We start from the raw sequence: 24,916 nt of genomic DNA, 5'->3' as shown, positions 1-24,916 counted from the left end.
ATAAAATAAAACTTTAAACAGGAAACTTATCTATGCGTTTTTACTACAGTGCAGTAGCTCCTCGAGGACAAAAGGTCACTGGCTCACTTGAGGCAATCTCGAAAGAAGATGCTCTGAGAATGTTATTGGATGAAGGTCTTGATATTGAAGAAATCAGGCAATATACAACAATAGATTTTTTAAAGGAAAACTTTAAAAATTTAAGTAGAAAATTTACAAATGTCAAATTAGAGGAACTGATTGTTTTTACCAGACAATTTGCCACCCTATTTTCTTCCGGTATCCCTGTTTTAAAAATTCTTGAAAGATTATCTTCTCAAAACTTTAGCGATAAACTTTTAACAGCCCTTAGACAAATCAAAAATGATGTGGAAGCAGGTCTATCATTATCCGCAGCTTTTAGTAGACATAAAAACATTTTTTCTCCTCTTTATATAAACATGATAAAAGTGGGAGAAGAAGGTGGTGTGTTAGACATTACTTTACAAAGGCTTGCATCAATCCTTGAATCTGATCTTGAAACAAGAAACAGGATAAAAACAGCCACAAGATATCCAAAACTTGTTGTCAGTGCCATTGTAATTGCTTTTACAATTTTGGTGACCTTCGTTATACCAAAATTTGCAAACATGTTTGCAAGATTCAAAACAGAACTACCTCTACCCACAAAAATTCTTATCTGGATAAACAAGTTTGTGCAGGGGTATTGGTATATCATCATTTTTATTATACTTTTTTCAATTTTTGCTTTTAAAAAATATAAAAAAACAGAAGAAGGTAAAAAAAAGATCGATGAATATATATTTAAAGTACCTATCATTGGTCCCCTTGTACATAAAATTTATATCTCAAGAATTGCCAGAATCTTAGCGTTACTCTATAAAAGCGGTATCAATATTTCAAAAAGTTTTGATATCGTCTCAGAGATTTCTGGAAACGAAACTTTGAAAAGAGAACTACTTATGATTAAAGAACAAGTAGCACGTGGTTCTAATATTTCTTCAGCATTTAAACGTTCAAAATATTTTCCTCCTGTAGTATCTGATATGATAGAGTCTGGTGAAGAGACAGGTAATTTAGACGATATGCTTTTCAAAGTAGCCGATTACTATGATGAAGAAATAGATTATTCAATAAAGACTCTATCTCAAGCTATAGAACCTATTTTACTAATATTTATAGCAGGTATGGTAATTCTACTGGCCCTTGGTGTATTCTTGCCAATGTGGGACATGATAAAAGCATTTAGATAAAGTTGAAAGATTACATTAGTTTATTGAATTATAAAGTTTTTTCAAGCAAAATAACTTGAAAGTATGAAATATAAACTGTATCATTTAAATATAAACTATCTACCATAAAAAGTTATTAAGGAAAAACATGATAAGTCAATCGACTAAAGAACTTGATAATCATAAATACGCATATCAAGATTATCTCACTTGGTCAGATGATAAACGATGGAAGATTATTGATGGTGTGCCATATAATATGAGTCCTGCATCTCCTATTAAACATCAGATAATTTCAGAAAAAATTTATGGCACAGTTTACGAGCAAAGAAAAAAACTAAAAGGATGTAATTTGTTTAATACTCTTACTGATATTGTTTTTGACTATTTTAATGTTGTCCAGCCTGATATATTCATAGTTTGTGATAAAAATAAAATCACTGAGAAAAACATTGAGGGTTCACCAAATTTAATCATTGGAATGAAACTTTTGGAAATTTTTAAAAAAGAAAGCCATAATGATACAGAATAAAAAAGGATCCAAACCATTAGAGATATTAATTGTTCTTCTGATTATATCTATTATGATTGCAGTTATTTATAAACGATACAATATGTACCGAAAAAGAATGATAGAAAATCTCGTAAAAATGGATTTAAATAATATCAAGTTTGTCATAAAGTTATATCAAATAAAATATGGAAAACTCCCTGACAATCTGTTAGAATTAAAGAAAAAAGGATTTCTCCTTGATGAAAATGGAAATCCTATCCTTGCCGCAAGTAAATTTGAAAACAATAAATTAATAACAAAAGATGGGAGAAAAATACTATATGACAATGGTACAATTTTTATTACTAATTAATATATTGGAATGTTGTGTTTTTTAATTTAAAAGAGGATCAGTATTACCACTGTTTATGAAAAAAGTAAAAGATAATAATATGAAATGGCTTTCGGTTTTGGTATTTTTACTGCTAACATCTACACTATATGCTGCTGTACCCCCACCTATAGCTGAATGGAGAATGGACGAATGTCAGTGGAATGGAATTGTAGGAGAAGTCAAAGATAGTAGTGGAAATAACTATAATGGAACAGCATACAATAGTACAACAATATCAGGAAAGATTTGTAGAGCAGGAGATTTTAGCAAAGATAGTAAAACTGACTATGTGAGTTTAGATTATAGAGTAATGAATGGTTTAGATGATTTTAGTGTTTCAGTTTGGATAAAAACCTCAAATAAGTATGATTATCAGACTATTTTATCAGGGAAAAAAAACAATAGTTGGTTTAATAATGAATTGCTTATATGGCTCAAAAATGCAACGACACTTGAAGTATGGGTAAATAGTAAAAAAGCTTCCATAGATATTCCAGATATAGCTGATGACCAATGGCATCATCTAGTTTGGACAAGAAGTGGAAAACAAAATTGTCTTTATGTAGATGGTGAACAAATAGAATGTATAACCATTGCTAGAAGTGATGGAATAATAGAAATAGCTAATGGTGGATTAATAGTAGGACAAGATCAGGATAAAGTTGGTAGTAATTTTGATGAATATCAGGATTTTGAAGGAAAAATAGATGAATTAAAAATATTTGATACAGTATTAACAGCTTCTCAAATCCAAGAAATCTACAACAATGAAAAGGCGGATAAAAATTATGATAATAGTGAAAGAACTTGTGAAAATTGCCAGCTATCTTACCCTATAGTCGAATATCATTTTGATGAATGCAGTTGGAATGGTACAATAGGAGAAATAAAAGATAATACTTCTAATGGTTATAACGCAACGGCACAAAATGATTCCACAACTATTGATAATGGTAAAATTTGCAAAGGAGGAGATCTTACAGATAACAATTATATTGTTCCTGAAAAAGACATTCCTATCGGTAACGAATATACAATATCTTTATGGATAAAATTTCCTTTGGATGAAAAAGGACATACTGATTACAGTAATAACCCGAATCGAGAAATATATTTTTTTAATATTGCAGATAGACCTACTGAAAACGATGATTTTATCTATTTTACAATGGAAAAACGAAACAATAAGACTTTGTTAACCTGGACAGTTCAGGGTGATATTATAGCTGATAGTGAATACTTTCCAAGCGACTTGAACGATTGGCATATGATAACCTTTGTAGCGCAAAATGGAATAACAAAACTATATATAGATGGAAACTACTATAATTATGTTACAGCGGTTTCTTACGGCAAACTTTCCTTGATAGGCGCATCAGATTATAATAATGATGAAAATGGACAGACTATAGGTGCATATATTGATGAATTTAAAATTTTCAATTATGCTTTAACTTCTTCTGAAATTAAAGATATCTACGATAATGAATTTTTTGGTAAAAACTGGGATGGAACAGAAAGAATTTGTCAAGCATGTGCATATCTTCATCATTATCTCATAGAACATGACGGGACAGGTCTTACTTGTCAGCCTGAAAATATAACTGTTAAAGCGTGTGCAGATTATAATTGTACAACTTTTTATTCAGGTGCCACATTAACATTAACTGCTACAAATAATGCCACTTGGGTTGGCGGCAGTGATAAAACTCTCACAAATGGCTATGAAACTTTCCAGCTTAGTGATAAAATAGCTGAAACAGTTAAAATTGGAGCTATAAATCTAAATCCTGATGCGCCAGTTGAATGTTTTAACACTACAACCAGTGACAATTCATGTGACATAACTTTTTACAATGCAGGATTCATATTCGATTTTCCCAATACAGATTCATGTGAAATTTCAACAACCAAAATAAAAGCTGTAAGAACTGATGATACAACATATAAATGTGTACCCGCATTTACCGGTTCAATCCCTATATACTTTTGGTTTGATTACTCAATACCAAATAACAATCCTAATAATATATTGTTATTAATCAACAATCAACATATTAGTAATGACTCAAACTCTCCCACTTCTATTCCACTAACGTTTGATGATAATGCTACGGCCGCTATTAATGCCGTTTACAAAGATGCGGGAAAACTTACTATCCATGCACTTTTTGATAATGCTACAGCTCACCTTGAGGGAGTTGATACAGTTGTATTTAAACCTGCAAAATTTATTTTCGATAATCTTAGTAATTCTACAATAAATCCTGCCTATAATGCTTCTTGTTCAAATGATAGTTGCTGGGCATCTATATCACCATTTAAAAAAGCTGGCGAAGATTTCAGTTTTACAATAAAAGCTGTTTGTGCCGATAATACAACCACTCCAAATTACAAACCTCTTGATATCAATGGGAATGACACAAACATATTAATATCTGCAATATTTTTAGCCCCTGACAATGGAAGTAATGCAACAAATTATTTACATTTAGCAAATGTTCCAGCATCCAACTTTTCAAATGGGCAGGTAGAATTAATAGAAAAATTTAATGAAGTGGGGGTAATCGAATTAACAGCAAAACAAGATGATTATCTTGGAGCAGGTTCTATTTCATCGTCCATTGAAGTTGGTAGATTCATCCCTCATCATTTCAAAATTACATCAAAAGATAACGGGACATTAGCCGATGCTGCAACTAACTTTACATACACAGAACAGACAACCACATATTCAACAGTACCTCAATTTGAAATCACCGCACAAAATAAGGACAATCAAACTACTCAAAATTATAAAGACTCCTTTTTTAAGCTTACCTTGAGTAGCTTTAATATAACCTCTCCAACCACCGATGATTATCAGTTAGGTAGAGATGGTGTTAGTAAAGTATCTCTTCAGATAAATAGAGCAATTGCTAATCTAATATCGCATAACAATGGAACTGCCACATACATTTTTGGCAGCGATAATATAACTTACATAAAAGATAACAACTCACAGATTGCACCTTTTACACCGCATTTTACTTTTACAATAGACAATATTACAGATTCAGACGGTGTAGATGCAATTAATTTACCAGATAATATCAGCGTATCTGGCAGTGAAATGAGATATGGAAGATTGAAAATTTATGATAATTACGGCCCTGAAACAGATAATTTAACTTTAACTGCCAACACCGAATACTGGGATGGTAATTACTGGAAGCTAAACAGCGATGATTCACATATCAGCATCAATCCAGACGATTTTATATTAGGCAACTTTACAGATGAGCTAAACTCTGGAGAAACAAGTATCACAGGCACATCTGGAATAAATAATGGAGAAGGTAGTCTTACCCTCTCTGAACCGGGTGATAATAATTATGGAACTGTAGATATCTGCATCTCAAGTACAGCTTCATTTTATGACTATTTAAACGATAATGATTCTTGTGGCACAGCTACCTTCGGAATCTATCGTGGTAGAGACAGGGTTATTGAATGGAAGGAAGTACCAGCAAAGCCGTGAAATAGGGAAATGGGGAAATAGAGAAGTGGGAAATTGATGAGCGAATTACTATGAACAAACCTCATAAAAAATTAAAAGTATGGCAGTTAGCTGTCGATTTTTGTATTATAATTTATAATATTACAGAAAATTTTCCTAAAAATGAGCTTTATGGACTATCTATGCAGATGAGAAGAGCTGTAGTTTCAATTCCTTCTAACATTGCTGAAGGTGCAGCAAGGTACTCTACAAAAGAATCAGCTCAATTTTACAATATAGCCAGAGGCTCAATTAGTGAACTTGATACCCAAATTGAAATAGCTTTTCGTCTAAATTATATTTCAGAAATTGATAAAAATAAGTTAATAAACTTACTTAATGAAATTGACAGGTTACTTTACGGACTATGGAAAAAATCATCATTAATTTAATCATCATTTTAAGTCTACTTCCCTACCTTTTTATCTCTCTATTTCACTATCTCCCCACTTCCCTAGTTTTTTACTTCCCTACTTCACTATCTTCCCATTTCCCCATTTCCCCCTCAAAAAAAGGTTTTACCCTTGTTGAGCTTGTGATTATCATCGTTTTAATTGGAATTTTGGCTATAGTAGTTGCTCCCAAAATTGAAATTGATTATTTTAAAACAGATGCTGATTTTATAAAACTGTATTCAGATATCAGATTTGTTCAGCACAAATCTATGGTAAGCGGCGGAGGATGGAAGATTACTTTTGATGGAGCTAATAAAAAGTATACAATATACGATAATGATGGAAATATTGCTCAAGTTCCATCAGGAGATAACCCTGTAGAGCTTAAAAATAGTTTTTCCTCAAATAAAAACGAATTATTCTTCGATTATCTTGGAAGACCTGATTCTGACAATATTTCAACAAATGATAATATACTAACAGATAATACAACTATAAGGCTCGGCAACTCAAAAATTATTATAATCCCCTACTCTGGAGGAATTGTCATTGAATAAAAATTGCAAAAAAGGTTTTACTTTGATCGAAATAGTGATTTTTATAGTTGTTTTCACTATAGGGGTAATGGGAATAATGATGTTATTTTATAATGTGTTAGGGAAAACCAGCGACCCAACAGTCAGACACAAAGGGGTACAGATAGCTCAAACTGTAATGGAAGTAATTGTAGCCAAAAAGTTTGATGAAGATACTCCAAATGGTGGAGGAACAATCGATAAAAGCTTGATTAATATAGGTAGTGAAACGGGGGAAACTATATCAAAATATGATGATGTGGATGATTATGTTGACAACTGCGATGAAGAAAAACAGTGGCAACCATCAGATTTTGGACTATCAGGAAATTTTGAAATCTACGTGACTGTTTATTACATAGATATTGATAACGATGGCAATATTGTTAAATCTGAATGTACCACTCCAACAAACTACAAACTTATAAAAGTGAGAGTTCATAATAGTGCCATAAATGAAGATTACACTTCAACTCATATAAAAGGTAATTTTTGATGGAGAAAAAGGGTTTCACTCTGGTTGAACTTGTTATTGTAATCGTTTTATTAGGAATTATTTCTACTCTTGGTATTAATTTACTCCTACCTATATTTACAGGCTATACAGATGCAAAAATAAAAGACATTCTTTATAATGAAGCCAAGTTTTTAGCAGAAAGAATGGAAAGAGAGATGAAATATGCAATTCCCAATACATTCGCAGATTTAAATGGTGATTGCACCTTCAGTGATTCAGATTATATAAAATATGCCACATTTAGAGATATAAATTATTATGAAAAAATAAGTAAAGATACCATAAAACTAATAGATAATGGAACCTTGCATGTGAATGACAATATAACCATTTATGTAACAAGATGTAATCAATATTATGACGGAATAAGAGTTTATGAAGTAATAGATAATACAACAAATTATCAATTAAACAAAAATATAAAAAAAGACTCTCCATATGAAAGGTTATTCTTAATTAATGAAGACAGAATTTATAAACTAATCGGAACCACACTTTATTGGTGCAAAAATGATGACAATAATTGCTATCCATTTGGTAATTATATCAAATCATTAAGTTTTACTTACAACCCTGGTAGTAGATGGAGTAATGCAAGAATAGATATTAAAATGGTTTTGGAAAAGAGCGATGTAAGTATAACATATAATCATAGTGTTCATGTAAGAAATGTTCCATAAAATAGATAGTGTTGAGTGTTAGTGTTAAGTGTTAAATGTCGAACTTATATAATTATGTGAGATAAGATAATGGACAAAAATTTTTTTGTAAAATTGAACAACAAGGGAGTTTCACTTCTTTTTGCTATTTTTCTTTTACTCGTTTTTAGTTTTATCGGTGTAACACTTATAACAATTTTAATTAATGAAACTATATCAAGTTCCGAGGAATTACTTTCAATTCAGGCTTTTTATCTGGCAGAATCAGGATGCGAAATCGCTATAACTGATAATCTTACTGACAGAAAATTGAGTTATAATTCAAATAATACAGCAACCATAAATTATAATAATTTTACTATTGAAATTAAACGAAAAATATATGATAATGTTACTGTTTTTGAATGTGAAGCTTATACAGGTGATATAAAAAGAAAAATAAGGGTGAAAATTAAAAACAATATATGAGCGTATATAAAGAGTTTTTCAATTTCATTGATGATCCTTTTAAATTAACGCCTGATCCTGATTATTTTTACTGCTCTTCAAGCCATGAAGAAGCAATTAATTTAATTGAATATTCCATAAGTACACGAAAAGGTTTTATGGCTCTAATTGGAGAGGTGGGCACAGGGAAAACTACCCTAACCCGAGTTTTGATTAACTCACTCGAGAATGTAGAAACATCCTTAGTTTTAAATCCCTTTTTAAATTCAGAAGAAATGCTTAGATACATTTGTAGCGACTTTGGTATTATATTACCAGATAAGTTTGATAAAGGTAAAGTGTATGAACTTTTGACCAAGTTTCTCGTGAGACTTTATGAAGAAGGTAAAAATGCTCTTGTAATAATCGATGAAGCTCAAAATCTCTCTTTTGAAACAATGGAGCTTATTAGACAGCTATCAAATATTGAAAAAGAAGACGCAAAACTTTTACAAATTCTATTTGTAGGCCAACCTGAATTCCTTGAAGTTTTAAACAAACATGAATTAAGGCAGTTAAAACAAAGGATATCAGTTATAATACAGTTAAAGCCACTTAACGAAGAAGACCTTGAAAACTACGTTAATTATAGAATTCAGAAAGCATCAAAATACCATAAAATTCTATTTTCAAAAGAGGCTATAAAACTTTTATATGATTTAACTCAAGGAAATCCAAGAGAAATAAATAAAATTTGTGAATATGCCTTAATCGCCGCTTATAACGAACAAAACAAAAAAATTACGAAAAAGCACATCGAAAAAGCCTTCAAAGAAATCTCACCCACACATATCATTCATACAAAAACCTTTGAACCAGATCACAATACAAAAAAACTATCCTTAACTTTAATTACGTTTTTACTATTAGTATTTTTATCTGGTATTATTGTTTATTTTATCTTTTTGCAAAATAATAAACCATATGCTGAAAGAAAAGCAGTAATTTATTCTTCATCAGTAGAAAATTTTAACATTAAACCTCAGCTTGATAATAAGACTGTAACAAACGACAACAAAAGCGATAATAAAAGTGTGCAAAAAGAAAAAGTTAAAATAAACCTTACAACTGACAATAATACAAAAGCTACCTTATCTAAAAATTGTATTCATTTTCTAGTAAATCAAAAACTCAGGAAATCGCCTTCTTTAAAATCAAAATCTAATTTTACAATTCCTAAAAATAGTATAGCTGAAATAATTGAGAAAAGAGGTAATTGGGCAAAAATTAGCATTGACAATAAGATAGGTTGGGTGTTAATATATAATAAATATAACTCATTAATAAATTGTGAAAATAAATGAGCCTAATAGCTGAAGCGTTAAAAAAAAATAAAAAGAAAAAAAAAGTTATAAAGTATAAAAAAGTTAAAAGTTTCTCATCTCTGAATTTTGGCTATATTTACTTTTTAGTTTTTATATTATTCATCTTACTCATAGGAGTTGATTATATATTTATAAACAAAAATTTTATAAACATTAAATTAAAAAAACGTCCACCTATAAATAAGTTTTCTAAAATTAAAAATAATAAAATTAATAACTATAATAAAAAACTTAAAGAACTCGAACAAGATGGAATTGTATTAGCTCTAATGGAAAATAATCTTGAAAATTCATTTAATCTGATGCGAAAAAATAATAAATACGATTATCTAGGTATATATAACTTTAAAAGAGGAAATATTGGTTTAGCTGAAAAACAATTGTATGGTTGCTTTAAAAAATATAAAGAAACTCACGAAAATGAAAAAATGCTATGTGGTTATTACTTGGCTCTCATTAAACATATGAAAAAAGATTTTAACACATCTTTAGAAATCTTATTGCAATTAAATGAATCAAGTACAAACGGAATAAATATAAAATGTGAAAAGAACTTACTTTATGCCACTAATTATGAAGCACTTGGTAGACTCAAGCAAGCTTTATTATACTATGAAAATGCTAAAAATAACTGTGAATTACCACCAGTAAAACATAAAATTTTACTCAAAACGTATTTTTTAAAAAATAGAGGAAAGTTGTAAATGCAGCCAAAGAATTTAAGTGTATTATGTTTTGATGATAAAAATGTAGAGTTTATCAATGGAACTATAAAATCATCAGTATTGGAACCTTTTTACTTTGCTAAATGCAGTTACAGTACTTTCGATGAATTAATTAGTTCATCCCAACAGTTTATCAAAGAATCAAACTCAAAATTCTTAAAAATAATATATGCAGGCGCAGAATTGATTGATGCTGTTTATTTTTTTTCAAAAAATTTGCCAAATATTGCCACAGAAATCTTTCAAAAATTGAAAAATGATTTTGAAATCGAACTTAAAGATTATCTAATTGATTATGCAATATATGAAGGAGATTATGATCTTGCAGTATATGTGTGCTGTTTCCCTAAACATATTCAAAATCTATTTGAAAAAGTAAAACAAACAAAACTAATTTCAGCTTTTAGTGATGTTTATGCCCAAAACCTCTTTTATCAAAATGAAGAACAAACTACACTTTTTGTAAATGTAAGAAGTTATAATTCAACTTTGATCATTAAACAGTCTGAAACAATATTTTTAACACGTGGTGTAAATGTAGGATATGAACAAATTATTGAAAATGTGGCAACTAAAGGGGGAGTTAATAGTGCGGATGTAATTAAATATTTACAGGAAATAGGCGTAGAAAATTACGAATTGGAAGAGAAAAAGATTATTTCTGATACAATAAAAAATAGTATTGACAGAATAAGTTTAGAAATTCAAAGAACAATTGATTATTATAATAGATTTATTAAAAAAGGGAGCATCAATCGTATTTATATAACAGGAAAATTAAACAATATTAAAGCGCTAACAAAATATTATAGTAAACTTTTTAATATCAAAACTGATTTAATAATTACTGAACAAAATATAAAAGAAACTGATTATGATTTAGATAACTTTGATTACCTTACAGAAATATTAGGGGCGTTTTATGAGCTATAAAAAAGTTAAAGCTTTAAACCTTGTCCCTCAGCAACTTAGATATGATTATGTAAAAGATTTGATATTAAGGGGTTCAATCGCTTTTATCTGCTGTTTGACGCTTCTAATAATTTTTGATTACTTGTATTTTTCATATAAAAATAGTTTCCTTCAAAAACAGCTGAAACAATTAACTGCATATAATGAATCTCTATTAAAAGAAATAAATTCATTAAACCAATATGAAAAAGAATATAACAAATTAAAAAAAGAATTAACAAATGCTAATAAAACAAAAAATGAATTAAAGTTATTTTATCCATGTGAAAACTCATCACTTTTATCTACCATAATTGCACTTTCATCAAAATCTAAGGATATATATTTCAATAAGCTTTCATATAACAATGGCCAAATAACCATTGATGGGTATGCAATGTCCTCATCTGCATTTTATAAATATTATAAAAAACTTGAACATGAAAAAGATATAAAGAATGTCAAATTTCAATTTATTAAAAAAACAGAAAAAGGAAGATATAACTTCAAAATAATTATGGAGCCTAAAAAGATAAATGAAATCAGCTAAAAGAAGTCATATTATAATTCTTACTTTACTGATAAGTATACTTACTATAGCAATTTATTTTAAATATATCAGAGTAATACAAATCAAAAAATACAATTTACTTAAAAAAAATATTGCAGATATTGAGCGGAAAATTGACACCAATATTTCAACTTTCTATAGTAAAATTGCAAATATTGATAAAATAATTAGCATCAAAAAAAATTTAATAAACATAAAAGAATCATTGGCACAAATAAAAACACACATTAGTAATAAATCAATAGTTTCTTCATTAATAAAAAAAGTAATTTTGGATAGCGGTGTAAAAATAAATGAGTTTGCATTTTCGGGTTATGAAGTGAGTAAAGAAAAATATCAAACCTATTATACCATCTCTGTAGAAGGTCGTATATTTAACATTTTAAGACTACTAGAAAATATTGAGTATGAAATTGACTGGCTTATCCTTAATGATTATAATTTATTATTCAAAGACAACGGCTTCGTTGAAATGACATTTAGTTTGACTGCTTATGGAAGAGTGAAATGAGAGTTTTAGTTTTACTACTATTAACAAATTCACTTTTATTTGCTTGGGATATGACTGATATACCAAAAAATAATTTTTATTTTATAAATAAATACAACTTTATTGCTCCTGTGGCAAAAAAAGAAATTCCTAGCAGCATAAATTCTATTACTAAAAATCATCAGCTGAAATTAACCGGAATAATAAAAATGGATAATATTTTCTATGCTATAATTAATGGTGAAAATTATAAAATCGGTGATGCAATTAAGGGGTTTAAAATTATAAGTATTAATATGGAAAAAGTTGTATTAGAAAAAAATAGAAAAAAGGTTGAGCTCTATGTGGGTAAAAATTAAAAGCTTAATAATAATTTTGATATTTACATCGATTGTTTATGCAGTAAATCTTGAGAAAGAAATTTCTGTCAACTTTAAGGGAGCAGATATCAAGGATGTTATTATAACTTTATCAAAACTTTCTGATACCAATGTAATTTTACCAAAAAATATAAGTGGTTCGGTTACCTTACACCTTGAAAATATACCTTTAAAAGAGGTTTTTGACAATATTGCGAGACAATTTAACCTTAGCTACGAAATGAAAAATAATATTATCTATTTCTATTCTACTGGTATTAAAGAAAATAACATCATCCCACTTGTGGATTATTTTTATTCTCCAAAAAACATAAATTTAAATGATTTGGTCAAAATATTAAATAACTTTAAAAGTGAACGAGGCAAAATTGTAGTAGATAAATATAGTGGAACATTGATAATCACTGACACTAAAGAATCCATTGAAAAAATAAAATATTATATCAGCAAAATAGATGTTCCAATCAAACAGGTAATGATTGAAGCTAAAATTGTGGAAATTTCAAAAACAGGCAGCCGTGAACTTGGAATTCAATGGTCAGCAAATACAAATATCAACTCAACAAATATAAATTTTCCAAATACCATTACCATTGGTGGTGGCACTACAACAGGATATATGGTAAATCTACCTGTAACTGACCCAACAGGTAGTTTAAGCATTCTTTTAGGAAACTACTCAGGTTCTTTTATTTTAGATGCTAAGCTACAAGCTCTAGAACAAGAAGGACTCGCAAAAATAGTTTCCCAACCAAAAATTGTAACTCTAAACAACAAAGAAGCAAAGATCGAAAGTGGTTTTGAATTTCACTACAAAGTCATAGGTAATGATGATACAGATGTAAAATCTGACGAAGCAAAACTTTCTCTCACTGTTACTCCGCAAGTTACCCCTGATAACAATATACTTTTAAAAATTGTTGTAGATAAGAGTGAACTTGATTTTTCAAGGACAGTTGATGGGTACCCACTTAAATATACACGCAAAGCCGAAACATTTGTAAAACTTAAAGATGGGGAAACAACTGTAATTGGTGGGCTTGTTCAGGAAAAGAAATCAAAAAGCGTTTCCAGTGTTCCTGGGTTGAGTAAAATCCCATTAATAGGCTGGCTATTCAAAAGCAAATCTAACACTAATGATTTAAATGATCTGGTTATATTCATCACCCCAAAAATTTTAAAGGAATAATTATGAAATTTAAAAATATCCGAATCGGTGATTTGTTAATTTCAAAAGGATATTTAACAGAAGCTCAACTTAAAGTTGCACTGGAAGAACAAAAAAAAACAGGAAAAAGATTAGGTGAAGTCCTTGTTGAGTTGGGCTATATCAATGAACACACATTGTTAGAAATCCTATCAGAACAACTTAGCATTGAAAAAATAACATTAGATGAACTTGAATTAAACAGTAGCTTAAAAAATCTTGTTCCAGAAAATATCGCAAGAAAATATAGGGTGATCCCTATAAAGGTTGATGCAGACAGGTTGTATGTCGCAATGAGTGATCCTAGCAACCTAATGGCAATAGATGAGCTTTCTAGGGTAACTCGTAAAGACGTTATCCCTATGCTTATCTCAAATGATGAATTTCTTGCTGCTTTCAACAAAATTTATGGAGGAGAAGATCACCTATATAAAATAGCTAAAGATGTTGAAGAACAAATTTCAAGATTATCTCAAGATGAAGAGCTTCTTGAAACACTTGCAGAAGATTCCTCAGCAATTAACCTTGTAAACAGTATTATTGCTAAAGCCATCAACGAAAAAGCATCTGATATACATATAGAGCCTGATGAGGATGTTCTTAGAGTTCGTTTTAGAATTGACGGGCTATTACATGAAATTTTAACCTTAAACAAAATGCTTGCACCTACTATTATTTCACGAATAAAGATTATGGCGAATATGAATATTGCAGAAAAAAGAATTCCTCAAGATGGACGTTTTAAAATAAAAATAAATTTTAAAGATATAGATTTTAGAGTATCCACATTGCCAACAAATTTTGGTGAAAAAGCAGTTTTAAGAGTTTTGGACAGAAGTAGAGCTCTCTTGGAATTACATCGCATAGGTATGGATACTCATTCACTAGAAATATATGAATCTTTAATTTCAAAACCTTATGGAATTATTTTAATATCTGGTCCTACAGGTAGTGGTAAAACTACTACACTATATGCCACATTAAACAAACTAAACTCTATCGATAAAAATATTATAACAATTGAAGATCCTATTGAATACAACTTTAAACTTATTAATCAGGTTCAAGTGGATGAAACTGCCGGTGTAACTTTTGCGTCTGCTCTCCGTTCCATTCTTCGTCAAGATCCTGATATTATTATGGTGGGTGAAATCAGGGACAAAGAAACTGCTCAAATTTCTATACAAGCATCTTTAACTGGTCATCTAGTTCTTGCAACAATACATACAAATGATGCTGTGAGTAGTGTGGTAAGGCTTGTTGATATGGGAATTGAACCATATCTTGTTTCCTCCTCTTTAGTAGGTGTAGTAGCTCAGCGTCTTGTTAGAAAAGTATGTTTAAACTGTGCAGTAGAATATACCCCAAGTGAAGAATTATTAAAAAGAATAGATGCTAAATATCAAAATGTAAAATTTGTACGTGGTGAAGGATGTCATGAATGCCATTATACAGGGTACAAAGATAGAATCGGCATATATGAAGTATTAAAACTAGATTCAACCTTGAGAGAAATGATAAGCAACAATGCAAATACTGAGGAAATTAAAAAATATGCATTGCAAAGTGGTTTTCGGACTATGTTTGATTCTGGAATGAAACTTGCCTCTGTTGGTATTACTACTTTAGAGGAAGTTTTAAGAGTTACAACAATAGAAAACGAATAAAATTAATTAGTTAGCACTTTTTGTTTAACAAAAACTATAATAAAATAATTATTTTTGTTTGAAATAAAAGTAAAAAACGCTTTGCAATTGGATGAACTCAGCACCTCGAATGTTTTTTAAGCTCTTTTGATATTTGACAAAAGGTAAGAATAAAAACAACAAATGGATAATTTACATCGAAATGTTAGAAGTTTTATCGGAAAGGATTTTTTCAGTCTTAAATATTTAATCCTTCTTCAAATTCATTGAAATTATTACATATTTCTTGTAAATCATATTATATGAATGAACTAATTTTAGATCGCTATAAGAAAATAGATTTTTTATCCACGACACCATCGGGCGATTCATATCAAGCTATTGATACAAATTTTAACAGAAAAGTTCTTTTAAAAATAATTCCCAAAACATCTAACGACTTAAATAAAAGATTTCGCAACTTAATCACTACAGCAGGTCAAATCATCCATCCCAACGTATTGACCATTCTTGATTATGGAGAAGATGAAAAATATTTTTATTTGATTCAAGAGTTTATTGATACAAAAAATGATTCTTTAACATTATCTAAAATTAAACAATTAGATGATAATGACAAAATAAATATAGTCACAGATATAATTGATGCGCTACAATTTGCAAAAGAAAGTCATATTATCCATAAAAATCTTTACTTTGATTCATTATTCCTCACAAAATCACTAAAAATTAAAATAGACAATTTTAACTTGGAAAGAGTAATCACAAAAAATAATCTTATTAGCGAATTAGGCTTTTCTACGTCTTCTCCCCCATTTATACCACCAGAAAAAATCAAAGGAAAACAGTCTACATACCTATCAGATATTTTTCAACTAGGATGTATTATTTACACCCTATTCACAGGAATTTACCCTTTTGGAGAAAAAATAAACGATGAAAATATACAGAAAATAAAGCTTTTAAAATACCCTGATTTGAATCTTTTCTCAAATTTAAATAATAACATTAAACAAGCTATTAGAGCCTGTTTAAAATTATCTCCTGAACAAAGAATTAATAGCTACACTGAACTTTTAAAGTTATTAACCGAAACAGACAAAAAATCTGTCACAATTGCAAAAGAACCTTTTAATATCATCGAACTTGATAATAAGCTGTATTTAATTGTTAATGATAATAACATCTCACCTGAAACAATAGAAGATTCACTAATAAATGAAGGCTATATCATACACAACAATGATAAGATCTTAGAAGCCATAAAATTTTCAAATGGCTCCCCTTATTTAATTTCAGAATTTACCCAAAAAATTGATTTAAAAAAATTCAAGGATGTTGCAATAGAAATTACTCCTGACAAAATTAATGCATTTATTACACTTCCAAAAAATTATGACTTTACAAAAGATGAAATTATCTATTTCTTAAAAATGAATAACATAAAATATGGTATCGATGAAAAAGCTATTGATAAATTAATTCACAAAAAAGACAGACTACGTATTCCTGTCGCTAAAGGTAAACCTCCAATAAATGGAAATGACGCATTTATAATCTATTTTTTCGAAAAGGATAACATATTAAAACCAAAAGAATCAGATTCAGACAGAGTTGATTTTAAAGAAATAAACTTTATTCAACCAGTAAGAAAAAATGATATCCTTTGTATTAAAATCCCATACACAGAGGGTATAGACGGAATAGACATTTACGGCAATAGGATAAAAGCAAAACCTGGAAAAGATATTAAGCTACCAGTTGGAAAAAATACATATGTCAGTTCAGATGGATTAAAATTAATTTCTACTGTGGATGGACAGATTACATTTAATGGAAAACATGTTAATGTGGTAGAAGTGATAATTATCCATCAGGATGTAGACTATTCTGTGGGCAATATCAATTATCATGGTGATGTTATAATAAATGGAGATGTTTTAAGCGGATTTAATGTTATAGCTGGCGGAGATATCAAGATTAATGGTATTGTTGAAGGGTGTAAGGTTGTTTCAGAAAAAGGGACAATAACTATCAAAGGTGGTATTTTTGGGAAAGAAAAAGCTAAAATTCAAGCATTAAAAAAAATCACTGCAGAATTTGTACAGGATGCCACATTAATATGTGAAGGAGATATAGAAGTTCTTGATTATGTGAGAAATAGTAATGTTATTTGTAGTGGATATTTTAAATGCACAAAAAAAACGGGAACAGTTCACGCATGTTCAATTACTTCTTCTGATTTCATTGAAGTGGATATTGCAGGAACAATTCCATACACAAAAACTTTTTTAAAGATAAATCCACTTCATCAAGTTATAATAAAAAATAAAATTAATATTTTAAATGACAAAAAAGAGAAATTAACAGAATCATTTAATTATATTAAAGAACAGTTAAAAAAAATTATCATTAAATATGGAAATGTTGAGGACGCTCTTTTGGATAAAGAATATAAATTATATGTAGAAAGAATGAAAACTGTTGAAGATAAACTTCACTATATAAATGAACATTTACTTTTATTAGAAGACTTATTTGAACGATCAATTAAACACACATCTTTCATTAAAATTAACAAATCATTATACACTGATGTCACATTGAGAATTGGTAATTATTCTATAAAAACAACAAAAGACCACACTGGTCTACATATTATAAAAGTAGAAAAAGGACAGTTAACACTACCAGAGGAGGAATCATTATGAATAAAATAACAGTAAAGCTTGTTGAAGAAAAAATTAATATCCAAAGCTTATATGATGAGTTCTACAACGAACTTAATGATTCTACAGGTACAATACTCATTCATCATGGAAAAGCAAAATATCCAGGAAAACATAAAAAAGATTATAGCAAAATAAGACTTTTTATTAAAGATGAACAAGCCTATGAAAAAATTTATGAATTTACTGAACACACATTTCAAGAATACAATTTAAACAAAATATTTGTATATCATCAAATAGGTACGATTGATAAAAATGATACTATCCTTTTTTTAGCAGTTGAAGCAAAAGACAGAGATAGTGCTTTTAATGCAGTAAGAAAGATTTTAGAATTTATTAAAGCTGAAACATTAATCGGCTTAGAAGAAATTTAAATATTAACAACTTGCTACCATATTTTTTTATAAACTGTTCTACCAATGTAGTAAAATAGAAAACCACTCACTACCCCTCCAATTAAATCCATCCCATAATGGTATCCGCAATACACCGTAGCCACAGAAAGGGATGGCACAAGAATTAACATCACTTTATAAAAAGCCCCTTTCACCTTCTTTAAATTCATTAGACATAATATGGCTATACCAACATGTGATGAGGGGAATGCTCCGCCGTCAATCTCCTGAGTTAGATATATATAATCAACAATTTTCTTAAAAATATACCCTCCTCTTGCATATATATCCACATAAGTCCTACCACCTATAGCAGGGAAATAAATAAAAATTGTATAATAAAGATAAAAAGAAAAACAAAGCGTAAACATATATTCAAGAATATACTCACTTCTTTTCAAATCATCTGTTTTTAATTTCATAAATATATAAACAAAAGTTAGCGGCACCATAAAATAATAAAAAGCATAAGAAAAATGAAAATACTCTGATACCAACTTCTGTGGAAACAGTTCATAAAGCCAAAAAATGGGTGATTTACCAAAAATTATGCTATCCCATTTCAATAATAACTCATCAAAATACCCTTTATAAAAAATTTGATTTAATCTTCCCGTTTCTTGATAAATAAAAGAAAACAGCAAAATTGGATAAAACAAATGAATCAACCTGAGTAACTCTTTCTTACCATTATCATATTTACTTAATAAAAAAATAAAGAGTAAACCTACTAAATGAAATAGAATATGCCAGTGAGCATTACTAATACTGCCATAATGAGTAGTAACAATAAAAATTACAAAAACAAAATAAGTAATGGTAAGAAAATCATGAGGTAGAAACCTATAACCATTTGTTTTCTTTATACCATATGTACGTCTCTTCAAGGGCAACCTCAATGGGAGTTTCTCGATACTTAATAAATTTTTTTATTTTACTATTATCACAAATCCAGTTACCTGCCACAATTTCCCGCACTTTATCGATAGAGAAAATATCTGCTTTCCCCACAATTTTTGCCTTTATTTCATTTAAAAATGCAAAAACAAACGCAATCATTTCGGGTATTTTAACAAATTTAATATTTTTTTGCATAATTTTTGCAATAATATTCATAAAATCTGTTTGAAGTATAGGATTATCAGCAGAAACAAAAAATATTTCTCCACTTGTCACATCAACTTTTGTAAGTTCTAAGATAGAATAGACCAAATCTTTCACAAAAACATAACTAAACTTACTATTTTTAACAATTGGAGCTATGCCACTTTTTACCATTTTAAAAGTTTTAAAAAAATCCGAATCATAAGGGCCAAAAACGGCAGGTGGTCTTACTATAACAATACAAATTTTATCTTTATATTTTAAAACCTCTTTTTCAGCTAATAATTTGCTCTTACCATATATACTTACAGGCTCACACTCATCATCTTCTTTGACAGCTCTATTTCCAGCAGCAGCCTGAGATGAAACAAGGATGAATCTTTTAACTCCAGCCTTTACAGAAGCCTCTATTAACTTTTTACTCCACTCAACATTCACCTTAAAATAATCTTGCTTATTGATAGTTTTCGTACATCCAGCAATATGGATTACAGTATTTATATCCTCAGGAATTACAATTTCCTTATCAGATGCAATATCAAAGGGAATAAAATTGGCAAAGCCTACATTTCTTCTACCCATAACATAAAATTCATCAGGACTCAGCTTCTCAATAAGATTTTTCCCTATAAAACCCGTAGCACCAGTAATCAGATAAATATCACACCCCTATAAATAAATTGACATTAAATCCCTTGCTTTAAAAACTTTGAAATTATAATTGTCTACGTTAATTTCAAATTTATCAGAATCCGGATAAAAATGAGAAAATAAAAGATTTTTTACACCTGCATTAATAGCTACTTGCAATACTTCATCATAAGACATATGTCCCTCTATTACATCTCCCTTTATCTTTCCACAATCAGCTACAAACAAATCCGCTTCATTAACATGAACAATTAAATCATCAAAGTACTCGGAGTCACCAGTGTAAACAATTTTCTTCCCATCAATGTAAAGTTTTATACCAACAGATTCATCGGTATGTACCGTTTTAAATAGTTCATATTCAAAATCATCAAAAGAAAATTTTGTATCTTCAACAATTTTTATATCAATTTCAGGCTCTATCCAGTGTCCAAGTATTTTTCTAAACCCATTTATATAACTTTCTAACCCCTTAAATCCAAAAATAGTTACAGGATTATTAGAATATGAAGTTATACTCTTTCTAGCAAAAAGAAAATGTATAATACCCATAAAATGATCAGGATGTTTATGAGAAACAAAAATATAATCTATCTCATCGGCAAGAACCGATACCTTTTCAAGCCTATCAAGCAAACAGAATCCAGCATCAAGAATAATCTTTTTGTCATTATATTCAAGAAGATAGGATGCAGAACTCCTATTTTCATACTGAACAGCCGAACCAGAACCCAAAATTGTAAATTTAACCATTTTATCTCATACCCTTTTATTTTTACACAACATATGATATATAAAAAGTAATAAATTGATGCAACATAAAATATTTTTGGACGGGGGTTGAAGTGACTTTAGGTTATATAATTATCGGATTAATCATTTTATTATTTCTTATGCTTATCTATTATTATAATAAATTTGTTAAACTGAAAAATCAGGTAGATGAATCTTGGAGTGGAATTGACGTACAACTTAAAAGAAGATATGACCTTATACCAAACTTAGTTGAAACTGTAAAAGAATACGCTAAGCATGAAAAAGAAACTCTTGAAAATGTAGTAAAAGCAAGAAATATGGCAATGAATGCTAAAAATGTAGAAGAAAAAGCCCAAGCTGAAAACATGCTTACAGGTGCTTTAAAAACTATTTTTGCTCTTGCTGAAAATTACCCTGATTTAAAAGCCAATAAAAACTTTTTGAATCTTCAAAATACTCTTTCTGAAATAGAGGACAATATTCAGAATGCAAGGAGGTATTACAACGCTGTCGTTAGAGATTACAATATACTTTGTGAAGCCTTCCCATCAGTAATTATTGCAAATATGTTTGGCTTTAAAAAACGTGAATTCTTTGAAATAGAAGAAGCTGAAAGGAAAAACGTTAAAGTAAAATTTTAACAAATTTGTGAGAGTGAATAGTGAAAGTGAAGGTGAAAACATTGCTTTCTATCATACTCGCAAGGATACCTAATTTTAAGGGGATAAAATGAAAAGATTATTAATCTTCTTTGTAATATCACTACTATTTGCTTTTTCAAGTATAGCAAAAGCAGAATATTTTTACATAAAAGATTACGTAGTAAACATTTTTATCAATAAAAACTCCGTTATTGATGTGGAAGAAAAAATATTAGTTCATTTCAACTCCCCTCGTCATGGTATTTTTAGAAAAATCCCCTACAAATATCATGTAGAAAATAAAGATGATGATCTTAACAGACCGTTTATTTACGGCAGTACTTATAAAATTAAAATTTATGATGTTGAAGTGGATAACTTTAATTTTACTACTTACAAGAAAGGTAATTATTTTTTCATAAAAATTGGTAGTGCTAATAAATTTGTGAGTGGTGATGTTCGTTATATTATCAGATATAAAATTTATGGTGCCATCAATTTTTTTGATGATCATAGTGAATTTTACTTCAATGTTATCGGTCAGGAATGGCCTGTCCCAATAGAAAAAGCAAGTTTCAATATCCAGTTTCCTGATAATTATAAACCTGCTGAAGAAAAATATTTTATAGTGACAGGAAGATACGGGGAAAGGAAAAAAGATATATCTTATCTTGTAAGAGAAGGGTTAATAACTGGAGAAACAAATCGTACCCTACCACCAAAAAACGGTATCACAGTAGGAATATGGTTTCCACCGAATGTTATTTCAAAAGGATCTTTTTTCTCTAGACTTTCTTTTATTATTCTCAACAATAAAATCTATCTATTGCCTTTAGTGGTTTTTATCGTAATGTTCATACTCTGGTATCTTTTCGGAAGAGATAAAAATATCATAAGAATTGTGCAATACAAACTACCAGAAAATATTACCCCTGCAGAAGCCGGTGTATTGATAGATGATAAAACTGATAACAGAGATTTGATTTCTCTCATTTTTTATTGGGCGGCAAACGGCTATCTGGAAATTGAAGAAACGGAAGATAACGGCTTAATACTCAAAAAGAAGGATTACATATTGAACAAGTTGAAAGATTTACCTGAAAATGCAAAATCTTTTGAAAAAACTATATTTTACGGATTATTTCCTGGCTCCACAAAAAGTGTCAGAGTCAGTACATTGAAAGATCAATTTTATATTTATATGAATGATGCGAGAGAACAATTAAATAGTGAAATGACTCTACAGGACTATTATGAATCATCTTCCCAAACCTTAACGACTATATCATACTTTGCAGCAGTTGTTATGTTTTTCATCGGTATCGGATCAGGTGTATTATTTCAACGTATGGACTATCTTATTGCCCTAATCATTTCAGCCTTAATTACCTTTATCTTTGCCAGAATAATGCCCAAAAAAACGGATAAGGGTGCAAAAGTCTATCAGCTTGTTGATGGATTTAGAGAATTTATCGAAAGAGTTGAAAAACCAAAATTAAAGGTCCTTCTTAAACAAGATCCTAATTACTTTGATAAAATTCTTTCTTATGCTGTAGCTCTTGGTATAGAAGATAAAGTTGCAGAAAAATTCAAAGACCTGATAACTGAACCTCCAAAATGGTATAGAAGCACATCGCATCGCAGATTCAGTACTGTATATTTTGTTCACAGTTTAAATGATTCTATGAAAGTTATGAATACAGCTTTTACTTCATCACCACAATCCAGCAGTAGCGGTAGTGGATTTTCCGGTGGGGGTGGAGGAGGATTTTCAGGTGGAGGATTCGGTGGTGGCGGTGGAGGTAGCTGGTGAAAATTTCGCTTTTTGTTGACAACTACACAGGTTACAAATTTATTGAGCTTTTAATAGAAAAAAAAGATTTTGATTATAAGATATATACCTATCATCCTAATTTTAAAAGGTCACAAAAGATTTATGATTTTTCTAAATTTGCTAAATATTTCAACATTACCTATCTTGCAAGTAACCGTTATGAAAATTGTAAAACCAAGATAAAAAACTGTGATTTTGCCCTCTGTATTGACTGGACAAAGGATTTCTTCACTAATTCAAACTACCCTTTTTGCACACTTTATTATCACCCTTCCCTCTTACCAATGTACAGAGGATATGGCGCCATTTCTGAGCAATTTTATAGAGGAGTTGTAAAAAGTGGGTTAACCATCTACCTACCAAATGAAAAGGTAGATGCTGGAGATATAATATATCAGAAGAAAATTAATATCCAGTTTACAGATTATCCAGTAGATTTCATAAACAAGTGTATTGTTGAGCTTTACCACTTTTTGAATTTATTAAAAAACAATCAAATTAATTTAAATGAGAAGAAAAAACAAAATGAAAATCTTTCTTTTTACCTTGTGAGAAAAAGACAGAAAGATGCCTTAATAGACTTTAACAAATCAGCTTACGCAGTTTACAACCACATCAGAGCTTTTTCTCACCCTTTTTTCGGTGCACATGCCTTCATTAATTCTGAAAAATTTATAATCTGGAAATGTGCAATCGAAAAATGGGAAGGAAATTTTGGCACACCAGGAGAAGTTATTGAAAAAAATAAAAATGGCATTGAAATAGCGTGTGGTAGCGGCAGTATATTTGCACATACTATTGAAATAAACAATCAGCTTTTTAAGTATGAAGACATCCCCATTGAAAAAAATAGCCTAATAAACCAACTTTAAATAAATCAGCTACACATTATCAGCGTTAGCGAAGCAATCTCACCACTACGACACACATTATTCGTCATTGCGAGCGGTAGCGAAGCAATCTCTTGTGTGAAAGATGAGAGTTGTCGACGAAAAAGATTGCTTCGGGACTACATCCCTCGCAATGACGAAGGAGGATCACTTCGTCGCGCTATCGCTTTTCGCAAAAATGCATTAGACCTTGAACCTAAATTAGTAGCCACTGATAAAGGGTAACTATTCAAATTCTTACACAAAAATAGTTGCACTATGAGAAAATTCTTGACTTATTAAACAATGTTTTATATTACTTAACCGTGCGGTTAAATATTTTTTAACTA

The 24,916-nt window shown here is 29.6% G+C and carries 25 protein-coding genes; 22 read left to right on the top strand and 3 right to left on the bottom strand.

Annotated features, from left to right (window positions below; translation table 11 throughout):
* Positions 1 to 32: 32 nt before the first annotated feature.
* The 19 genes from FHQ18_RS09995 to FHQ18_RS09905 all read left to right on the top strand — a co-directional run bounded on the left by FHQ18_RS09995 (position 33) and on the right by FHQ18_RS09905 (position 18,690).
* A complete protein-coding gene (locus tag FHQ18_RS09995; RefSeq protein WP_149267038.1) occupies positions 33 to 1,253 on the top strand; it encodes a type II secretion system F family protein in 1,221 nt (406 codons plus the stop codon).
* Positions 1,254 to 1,380: 127 nt separating this feature from the next.
* On the top strand, positions 1,381 to 1,764 hold the full coding sequence (locus tag FHQ18_RS09990; protein WP_149267037.1) for a Uma2 family endonuclease: 384 nt from the start codon (positions 1,381 to 1,383) through the stop codon (positions 1,762 to 1,764).
* A 52-nt stretch (positions 1,765 to 1,816) separates the two neighbouring features.
* Positions 1,817 to 2,098, top strand: coding sequence for a hypothetical protein (locus tag FHQ18_RS09985; RefSeq protein WP_149267036.1), 282 nt, complete (start codon positions 1,817 to 1,819; stop codon positions 2,096 to 2,098).
* Between the two features lie 55 nt (positions 2,099 to 2,153).
* Positions 2,154 to 5,639 carry a DUF6701 domain-containing protein gene (locus FHQ18_RS09980; RefSeq protein ID WP_149267035.1) on the top strand — a complete coding sequence of 1,162 codons (3,486 nt, stop codon included), beginning with the start codon at positions 2,154 to 2,156 and terminating at the stop codon, positions 5,637 to 5,639.
* 50 nt (positions 5,640 to 5,689) lie between these two features.
* Positions 5,690 to 6,049, top strand: coding sequence for a four helix bundle protein (locus FHQ18_RS09975; RefSeq protein ID WP_149267034.1), 360 nt, complete (start codon positions 5,690 to 5,692; stop codon positions 6,047 to 6,049).
* Entirely contained in the window at positions 6,025 to 6,609 is a 585-nt protein-coding gene (locus tag FHQ18_RS09970) for a prepilin-type N-terminal cleavage/methylation domain-containing protein (protein ID WP_149267033.1), read from the top strand. The genes FHQ18_RS09975 and FHQ18_RS09970 overlap by 25 nt, the downstream gene beginning before the upstream one ends.
* Positions 6,602 to 7,123 carry a type IV pilus modification PilV family protein gene (locus FHQ18_RS09965; protein WP_149267032.1) on the top strand — a complete coding sequence of 174 codons (522 nt, stop codon included), beginning with the start codon at positions 6,602 to 6,604 and terminating at the stop codon, positions 7,121 to 7,123. Before FHQ18_RS09970 ends, FHQ18_RS09965 begins: the two co-directional genes overlap by 8 nt.
* A complete protein-coding gene (locus FHQ18_RS09960) occupies positions 7,123 to 7,824 on the top strand; it encodes a type II secretion system protein (protein WP_149267031.1) in 702 nt (233 codons plus the stop codon). Before FHQ18_RS09965 ends, FHQ18_RS09960 begins: the two co-directional genes overlap by 1 nt.
* Positions 7,825 to 7,893: 69 nt before the next feature.
* A complete protein-coding gene (locus FHQ18_RS09955; protein ID WP_149267030.1) occupies positions 7,894 to 8,271 on the top strand; it encodes a pilus assembly PilX N-terminal domain-containing protein in 378 nt (125 codons plus the stop codon).
* The gene (locus tag FHQ18_RS09950; protein ID WP_149267029.1) at positions 8,268 to 9,593 is read left to right on the top strand and encodes an AAA family ATPase; all 1,326 of its coding nucleotides are present in this window, start codon (positions 8,268 to 8,270) and stop codon (positions 9,591 to 9,593) included. Before FHQ18_RS09955 ends, FHQ18_RS09950 begins: the two co-directional genes overlap by 4 nt.
* Complete coding sequence (locus tag FHQ18_RS09945; protein ID WP_149267028.1) at positions 9,590 to 10,318, top strand: hypothetical protein; 729 nt, start codon at positions 9,590 to 9,592, stop codon at positions 10,316 to 10,318. Before FHQ18_RS09950 ends, FHQ18_RS09945 begins: the two co-directional genes overlap by 4 nt.
* Positions 10,319 to 11,272 carry a hypothetical protein gene (locus tag FHQ18_RS09940; RefSeq protein ID WP_149267027.1) on the top strand — a complete coding sequence of 318 codons (954 nt, stop codon included), beginning with the start codon at positions 10,319 to 10,321 and terminating at the stop codon, positions 11,270 to 11,272. It begins immediately after the preceding gene.
* Positions 11,262 to 11,840 carry a PilN domain-containing protein gene (locus FHQ18_RS09935; protein ID WP_149267026.1) on the top strand — a complete coding sequence of 193 codons (579 nt, stop codon included), beginning with the start codon at positions 11,262 to 11,264 and terminating at the stop codon, positions 11,838 to 11,840. The genes FHQ18_RS09940 and FHQ18_RS09935 overlap by 11 nt, the downstream gene beginning before the upstream one ends.
* Entirely contained in the window at positions 11,827 to 12,372 is a 546-nt protein-coding gene (locus FHQ18_RS09930; RefSeq protein ID WP_149267025.1) for a hypothetical protein, read from the top strand. The genes FHQ18_RS09935 and FHQ18_RS09930 overlap by 14 nt, the downstream gene beginning before the upstream one ends.
* Positions 12,369 to 12,710 (top strand): hypothetical protein, encoded by a 342-nt coding sequence (locus tag FHQ18_RS09925; RefSeq protein ID WP_149267024.1) that lies wholly within the window; start codon positions 12,369 to 12,371, stop codon positions 12,708 to 12,710. The genes FHQ18_RS09930 and FHQ18_RS09925 overlap by 4 nt, the downstream gene beginning before the upstream one ends.
* Positions 12,694 to 13,920 (top strand): secretin N-terminal domain-containing protein, encoded by a 1,227-nt coding sequence (locus tag FHQ18_RS09920; RefSeq protein ID WP_149267023.1) that lies wholly within the window; start codon positions 12,694 to 12,696, stop codon positions 13,918 to 13,920. Before FHQ18_RS09925 ends, FHQ18_RS09920 begins: the two co-directional genes overlap by 17 nt.
* A 2-nt stretch (positions 13,921 to 13,922) precedes the next feature.
* A complete protein-coding gene (locus tag FHQ18_RS09915) occupies positions 13,923 to 15,605 on the top strand; it encodes a GspE/PulE family protein (protein ID WP_149267022.1) in 1,683 nt (560 codons plus the stop codon).
* Between the two features lie 281 nt (positions 15,606 to 15,886).
* Positions 15,887 to 18,295, top strand: coding sequence for a FapA family protein (locus FHQ18_RS09910; protein WP_149267021.1), 2,409 nt, complete (start codon positions 15,887 to 15,889; stop codon positions 18,293 to 18,295).
* Complete coding sequence (locus FHQ18_RS09905) at positions 18,292 to 18,690, top strand: molybdenum cofactor biosynthesis protein MoaE (protein WP_149267020.1); 399 nt, start codon at positions 18,292 to 18,294, stop codon at positions 18,688 to 18,690. The genes FHQ18_RS09910 and FHQ18_RS09905 overlap by 4 nt, the downstream gene beginning before the upstream one ends.
* Positions 18,691 to 18,704: 14 nt before the next feature.
* Here FHQ18_RS09905 and FHQ18_RS09900 read toward each other — a convergent pair whose 3' ends face one another.
* The 3 genes from FHQ18_RS09900 to FHQ18_RS09890 are packed head-to-tail and all read right to left on the bottom strand — an operon-like array spanning position 18,705 to position 21,219.
* Entirely contained in the window at positions 18,705 to 19,598 is an 894-nt protein-coding gene (locus tag FHQ18_RS09900) for a phosphatase PAP2 family protein (RefSeq protein WP_149267019.1), read from the bottom strand.
* Positions 19,555 to 20,466 carry an NAD-dependent epimerase/dehydratase family protein gene (locus FHQ18_RS09895; RefSeq protein WP_281285458.1) on the bottom strand — a complete coding sequence of 304 codons (912 nt, stop codon included), beginning with the start codon at positions 20,464 to 20,466 and terminating at the stop codon, positions 19,555 to 19,557. Before FHQ18_RS09895 ends, FHQ18_RS09900 begins: the two co-directional genes overlap by 44 nt.
* Before the next feature lie 18 nt (positions 20,467 to 20,484).
* Positions 20,485 to 21,219, bottom strand: a complete 735-nt coding sequence (locus FHQ18_RS09890) for an MBL fold metallo-hydrolase (RefSeq protein WP_149267017.1) — start codon at positions 21,217 to 21,219, stop codon at positions 20,485 to 20,487.
* A gap of 92 nt (positions 21,220 to 21,311) precedes the next feature.
* Here FHQ18_RS09890 and FHQ18_RS09885 point away from each other — a divergent pair, with 92 nt between their 5' ends.
* From FHQ18_RS09885 to FHQ18_RS09875, 3 genes are all read left to right on the top strand, one after another.
* Complete coding sequence (locus FHQ18_RS09885) at positions 21,312 to 21,863, top strand: LemA family protein (RefSeq protein ID WP_149267016.1); 552 nt, start codon at positions 21,312 to 21,314, stop codon at positions 21,861 to 21,863.
* 88 nt (positions 21,864 to 21,951) lie between these two features.
* The gene (locus FHQ18_RS09880; RefSeq protein WP_149267015.1) at positions 21,952 to 23,676 is read left to right on the top strand and encodes a DUF2207 domain-containing protein; all 1,725 of its coding nucleotides are present in this window, start codon (positions 21,952 to 21,954) and stop codon (positions 23,674 to 23,676) included.
* Positions 23,673 to 24,569, top strand: a complete 897-nt coding sequence (locus FHQ18_RS09875; RefSeq protein ID WP_149267014.1) for a formyltransferase family protein — start codon at positions 23,673 to 23,675, stop codon at positions 24,567 to 24,569. Before FHQ18_RS09880 ends, FHQ18_RS09875 begins: the two co-directional genes overlap by 4 nt.
* Positions 24,570 to 24,916 lie beyond the last annotated feature (347 nt).

The sequence above is a fragment of the Deferribacter autotrophicus genome (assembly GCF_008362905.1).
GTDB lineage: Bacteria > Chrysiogenota > Deferribacteres > Deferribacterales > Deferribacteraceae > Deferribacter > Deferribacter autotrophicus.
This window is presented reverse-complemented; position numbering and strand designations above follow the sequence as displayed.